Annotated in this window: 6 protein-coding genes; 3 read left to right on the forward strand and 3 right to left on the reverse strand. The window is 61.1% G+C overall.

The genetic code is table 11. The features are described 5' to 3' along the window. Positions 1–108 precede the first annotated feature (108 nt). On the reverse strand, positions 109–1056 hold the full coding sequence (locus Q0K43_RS10430) for an alpha/beta hydrolase (RefSeq protein WP_297290466.1): 948 nt from the start codon (positions 1054–1056) through the stop codon (positions 109–111). A 112-nt stretch (positions 1057–1168) separates the two neighbouring features. Here Q0K43_RS10430 and pepT point away from each other — a divergent pair, with 112 nt between their 5' ends. Further along, a complete protein-coding gene (gene pepT / locus Q0K43_RS10435) occupies positions 1169–2380 on the forward strand; it encodes a peptidase T (RefSeq protein WP_297290467.1) in 1212 nt (403 codons plus the stop codon). Positions 2381–2436: 56 nt separating this feature from the next. On the opposite strand, the gene Q0K43_RS10440 is transcribed toward pepT, so the two are convergent. Further along, positions 2437–3048: a LysE/ArgO family amino acid transporter gene (locus Q0K43_RS10440; RefSeq protein ID WP_297290468.1), complete on the reverse strand. Its 612-nt coding sequence runs from the start codon at positions 3046–3048 to the stop codon at positions 2437–2439. A gap of 116 nt (positions 3049–3164) precedes the next feature. Here Q0K43_RS10440 and Q0K43_RS10445 point away from each other — a divergent pair, with 116 nt between their 5' ends. Continuing rightward, a complete protein-coding gene (locus Q0K43_RS10445; RefSeq protein WP_297290469.1) occupies positions 3165–3491 on the forward strand; it encodes a winged helix-turn-helix transcriptional regulator in 327 nt (108 codons plus the stop codon). A 42-nt stretch (positions 3492–3533) separates the two neighbouring features. Here Q0K43_RS10445 and Q0K43_RS10450 read toward each other — a convergent pair whose 3' ends face one another. Continuing rightward, on the reverse strand, positions 3534–3722 hold the full coding sequence (locus tag Q0K43_RS10450) for a hypothetical protein (protein WP_297290470.1): 189 nt from the start codon (positions 3720–3722) through the stop codon (positions 3534–3536). Positions 3723–3851: 129 nt separating this feature from the next. On the opposite strand from Q0K43_RS10450, the gene Q0K43_RS10455 reads away from it, so the two are divergent. Then, positions 3852–4363: toprim domain-containing protein (locus Q0K43_RS10455; RefSeq protein WP_297290471.1), on the forward strand; the 512-nt coding region annotated here is incomplete at its 3' end.

The following is a 4363-nucleotide window of genomic DNA, read 5'->3' on the forward strand; positions in this document are numbered from 1 at the left end:
CCAGTCCGTCCACCATCTGCACTTCCATGTGCTGGCGGGCCGGGACATGACCTGGCCTCCGGGCTGATCCCACTCAAAAAGCGGCCGCGCTGTGCGCGGCCGCTTTTGTCATGCCTCTTTCTTCTTTAAATGCCCCTCCAGCCAGGCCAGTACATCCTCATAGACCTGCTGGCGGTTGGTTTCGTTGAGCATTTCGTGGCGGCCCTCCGGGTAGAGCTTGACAGATACGTCCTTCACCCCCGCCTCCCTGAACCAGCGGGCCACCTTTCTGACCCCCTTGCCCCGCTGGCCCACCGGGTCCTGGTCGCCGGCAAAGAAGTACACCGGCGTATCCGGGTCCAGCCGGGCCAGGGTACTCTTCCGGGCCAGCAGGTTGAGCCCGTGCATCATGTCGTGGAACATGCTCACCGTGGGCAGGAACTGACACAGAGGATCGGCGCAGTAGGCGTCCACCACAGCCTGGTCCCGGGAGATCCAGTCCGCCCCGGTGCGGGTGGGCTTGAACTGCTTGTTGTAGGCCCCCACCGACAGGTTGTCCAGCAGCTTGCTGTGGGCCCTGGGGCCTTTGGTTTTCAGCAGCAGGCCGGAGATGGCCAGTCCCGCGTTGACCTTGGCGGGGGCCTCCTGCCCGGTGCCTGACAAAATGGCCCCGTCCACCGTGCCCGGCCAGAAGCTGAGGTAGCCCCGCACCACAAAGGAACCCATAGAGTGGCCCATGATAAAATATGGGGCCTCCGGGCAGGCCTCACCCGCCAGCCGCCGCAGGGTGCGGGTGTCCTTGACTACATATTTCCAGCCGTCTTTGTCGGCAAACCAGCCGTATTCCGACGGGTCGGCCGCCGTGCGGCCGTGGCCCAGATGGTCGTGGCCCACCACCCAGTACCCCCGCTCGGCCAGGAACCGGGCGAAGGCGTCGTACCGGCCGATGTACTCGGAGATCCCGTGAACCAGCTGCACGATGGCCCGGGGCCGTTCCGTCTCTCCTTTCCACCAGGTGGCCCCCACCAGATGGACGCCGTCGCTGGAAGGAAAGGTAAATTCCTGTGTTGTTACCATAGCAATCCCGCTCCTCTTATGGTACAATGTGGGTAGTATTTCTTTCAGTGTATTCCATTGCCCGGACTGCGTCAAGAAAAAGAGGCGGAATCCGGGAGAAAGGACGCAGAACATGAACGCTGTGGAACGTTTTTTAAAGTATGTGGCGTACGACACCCAGTCGGACGAGCATAGCCAGACTACTCCCACCACCGAGAAGCAGAAGGCGCTGGGTGCAGAACTGGCCGCGGAGCTGAGCCAGATGGGCCTGCACAACGCCCACATGGACGAATACGGCTACGTCTACGCCTGGCTGCCCGCCACCCCGGGCTGCGAGGGCATCCCCTGCGTGGGCCTCATCGCCCACATGGACACCTCGCCCAGCGCCCCGGGCGCCGAGGTAAAGCCCCGCATCGTCCACTATGGGGGAGGCGACATCGTCCTTAATGAGGAAAAGCAGATCGTGATGCGCGCCGCCGAGTTTGAGAGCCTGGCCAGCTATGTGGGCCAGGATCTGATCGTCACCGACGGCACCACCCTGCTGGGGGCCGACGACAAGGCGGGCGTGGCGGAGATCATGTCCGCTGTGGAATATCTCGCCCTCCACCCGGAAATTCCCCACGGCCGCATCGCCGTTGGCTTCACCCCTGACGAGGAGGTGGGCAGCGGCGCCGACCACTTCGACGTGGCGGGCTTCGGCGCGGCGGTGGCCTACACGGTGGACGGCGGTGAACTGGGTGAGCTGGAGTACGAGAACTTCAACGCCGCCAGCGCCCAGATCACCATCCACGGGGTGAACATCCACCCCGGTTCCGCCAAAAACAAGATGAGAAGCGCCATCCTCATGGCCGTGGAGCTGGTCAATCTGTTCCCTCCCGCCGAGGCCCCCGCCCACACCGAGGGTCGGGAGGGCTTCTACCACCTGTGCGACATGTCCGGCGACGAGACCACCGCCACCCTCTCCTATATCATCCGCGACCATGACCGGGCCAAGTTTGAGGATCGGAAGGCCTTCCTGGCCCGTGCTGTGGACTATCTCAACGCCAAATATGGGGCCGGTACGGTGGAGCTGGAACTGAAGGACTCCTACTATAACATGCGGGAGCAGATTGAGCCCCATATGTACCTGATCCACCGGGCCAGGGCCGCCATGGAGGCCGTTGGCATCACGCCGCTGGAGGTACCCATCCGGGGCGGCACCGACGGGGCCCGGCTGAGCTATATGGGCCTCCCCTGCCCCAACCTGTGTACCGGCGGCGTCAACTTCCACGGGGTCCACGAATATATCCCGGTGGACGCCCTGCACAAGATGACCGACGTGCTGATCCATCTGGTAAAGGCCTGAACACTTGAACAAACAAAAAAGTCCCCTCCGGTCGGAGGGGACTTTCATTGTATGTATTACATGACCATCTGGAAGAACTGCCAGATCAGCTTGCCGCCATAGAAAATAATGATGATACCGCAGACGATGTTGATGACCCGCAGGATCTTGTCGTTGAACTTGGCGGAGAAGAGGGAGATCACCACCGTGATGCCGAAAAACCACAGGAAGGAGGCGGTGGAGGAGCCCAGGATCAGCTGGGTACTCACCCCGCCGGGGTTGCCCGCCCGGAATCCACCGAAGAGCATGGTGCCGTCCAGGATGGCCTGGGGATTGAACCAGGTAACCACGCAGGCCTTGGCCGCCACCCGGGGCAGGGAGATGTTCACGTCCACGTCATGATCCATCGTGGGCTTATCCCGCAGCAGGCTGATGCCGATCCAGATCACGATGGCGCCGCCTACCAGCAGAATGACCATTTGCAGCCAGGTGAATCGCTCCATCAGCGCGCCGATGCCGAAGAAGCAGGCCAGCGCCAGGGTGATGTCAAAGAAGATGACGATGAGGGCGGTGAGCAGCGCCTTGTGCCGGGGCTGGGTCAGGGCGGAATTGATAACGAACAGGTTCTGCATCCCGATGGGGGCCACATAGGCCAGGCCGATGCCAAGGCCGGTCAAATAAGGCGGCATGGAAATTCCTCCTAAAAAATACTTTTCATTTTTACAACCTGGTAGTATTATAGTACCTATATGACGTCTGTGCAAGAACGCAGAAATTCCGTACCAGGTAAGGAGGAACTGACCTGATGGCCGTCATCCACGAAAACTGTCCCTGCATGGACACCTGCCCCCTTAACCGGGCCCTCACCCTCATCGGGGGCAAGTGGAAGATGCAGATCCTCTGCTCTCTCTACAACAACGGCCCCACTCGGTATAACCAGCTGAAAAAGACCCTGGACGGGGTGTCCAACACCGTACTGGCCAACGCCCTGCGGGAGCTGGAGGAGGACAAGCTGGTGGAGCGGCAGGAATATCTGGAGGTGCCGGTACGGGTGGAGTACAGGATCACCGAACCCTGCAAGCGCCTCATCCCCATTCTGGACCAGCTGGGCAACTGGAGCATCTCCCTGTAAGCATAAAAAAGCCGCGGGCAAAGCCCGCGGCTGTAAACAAACTCAGTCTTTGTGGGTCATGTTGAACTTGACCCGGTTCCAGAAGGTATCTTTTTCGTAGCCCTTGGACACACGGAAGCTCCATTCCGCGTCCCTGGCCCGCTTCCGGCAGGCCCGCTCCTCATGATCCATGTGATCCTCCGGGGGCAAATTCTGGCTCATCTTGATCTGTAGCCCAGCAAACCCAAACATACTGTACTCCTTTCTCAGTCAGCACATCAGCAGGGTCTCCTACTAACTTCACTATAGCAGGCGGTTCCACAGATGTCAACAAGAGAAAATTACCCAAAAACGCCGTTTTCGGCGGTTAGGAGAAACAATATGGCTAAAACACTGGTATTGGCGGAAAAGCCCTCGGTAGCGCGGGAATTGGCCCGGGTGTTGGGCTGCAAAAAGTCCGGCGAGGGCTTCCTGGAGGGGGATCGCTATATCGTCACCTGGGCCCTGGGCCATCTGGTGGAACTGGCGCCCCCGGAGGACTATGACAAGTCCTGGGCCAAGTGGGATCTGCTTACCCTGCCCATGCTGCCGGAGAAAATGAAAACGGTGGTCATCCCCCAGTCCGGCCGGCAGTTCCGGGCCGTGCAGGCCCTGATGCGACGGGGCGACGTTTCCGAGCTGGTCATCGCCACCGACGCCGGCCGGGAGGGGGAACTGGTGGCCCGGTGGATCATGGAGAAGGCAGGCTGGAAGAAGCCGGCCCGCCGGCTGTGGATCTCCTCCCAAACCGACAGAGCCATCAAGGAGGGCTTCGCCCACCTGCGCCCCGCCGCCGACTACGACAACCTGTACCACTCCGCCCGGGCCCGCAGCGTGGCCGACTGGGTGGTGGG

The sequence above is a fragment of the uncultured Flavonifractor sp. genome (assembly GCF_944383115.1).
Taxonomy (GTDB): domain Bacteria; phylum Bacillota; class Clostridia; order Oscillospirales; family Oscillospiraceae; genus Flavonifractor.

Excerpts from the sequence above, each read along its gene's own strand:
- Q0K43_RS10430 (WP_297290466.1), bottom strand. The coding sequence starts at position 1,056 with ATGGTAACAACACAGGAATTTACCTTTCCTTCCAGCGACGGCGTCCAT.
- pepT (WP_297290467.1), top strand. The coding sequence starts at position 1,169 with ATGAACGCTGTGGAACGTTTTTTAAAGTATGTGGCGTACGACACCCAG.
- Q0K43_RS10440 (WP_297290468.1), bottom strand. The coding sequence starts at position 3,048 with ATGCCGCCTTATTTGACCGGCCTTGGCATCGGCCTGGCCTATGTGGCC.
- Q0K43_RS10445 (WP_297290469.1), top strand. The coding sequence starts at position 3,165 with ATGGCCGTCATCCACGAAAACTGTCCCTGCATGGACACCTGCCCCCTT.
- Q0K43_RS10450 (WP_297290470.1), bottom strand. The coding sequence starts at position 3,722 with ATGTTTGGGTTTGCTGGGCTACAGATCAAGATGAGCCAGAATTTGCCC.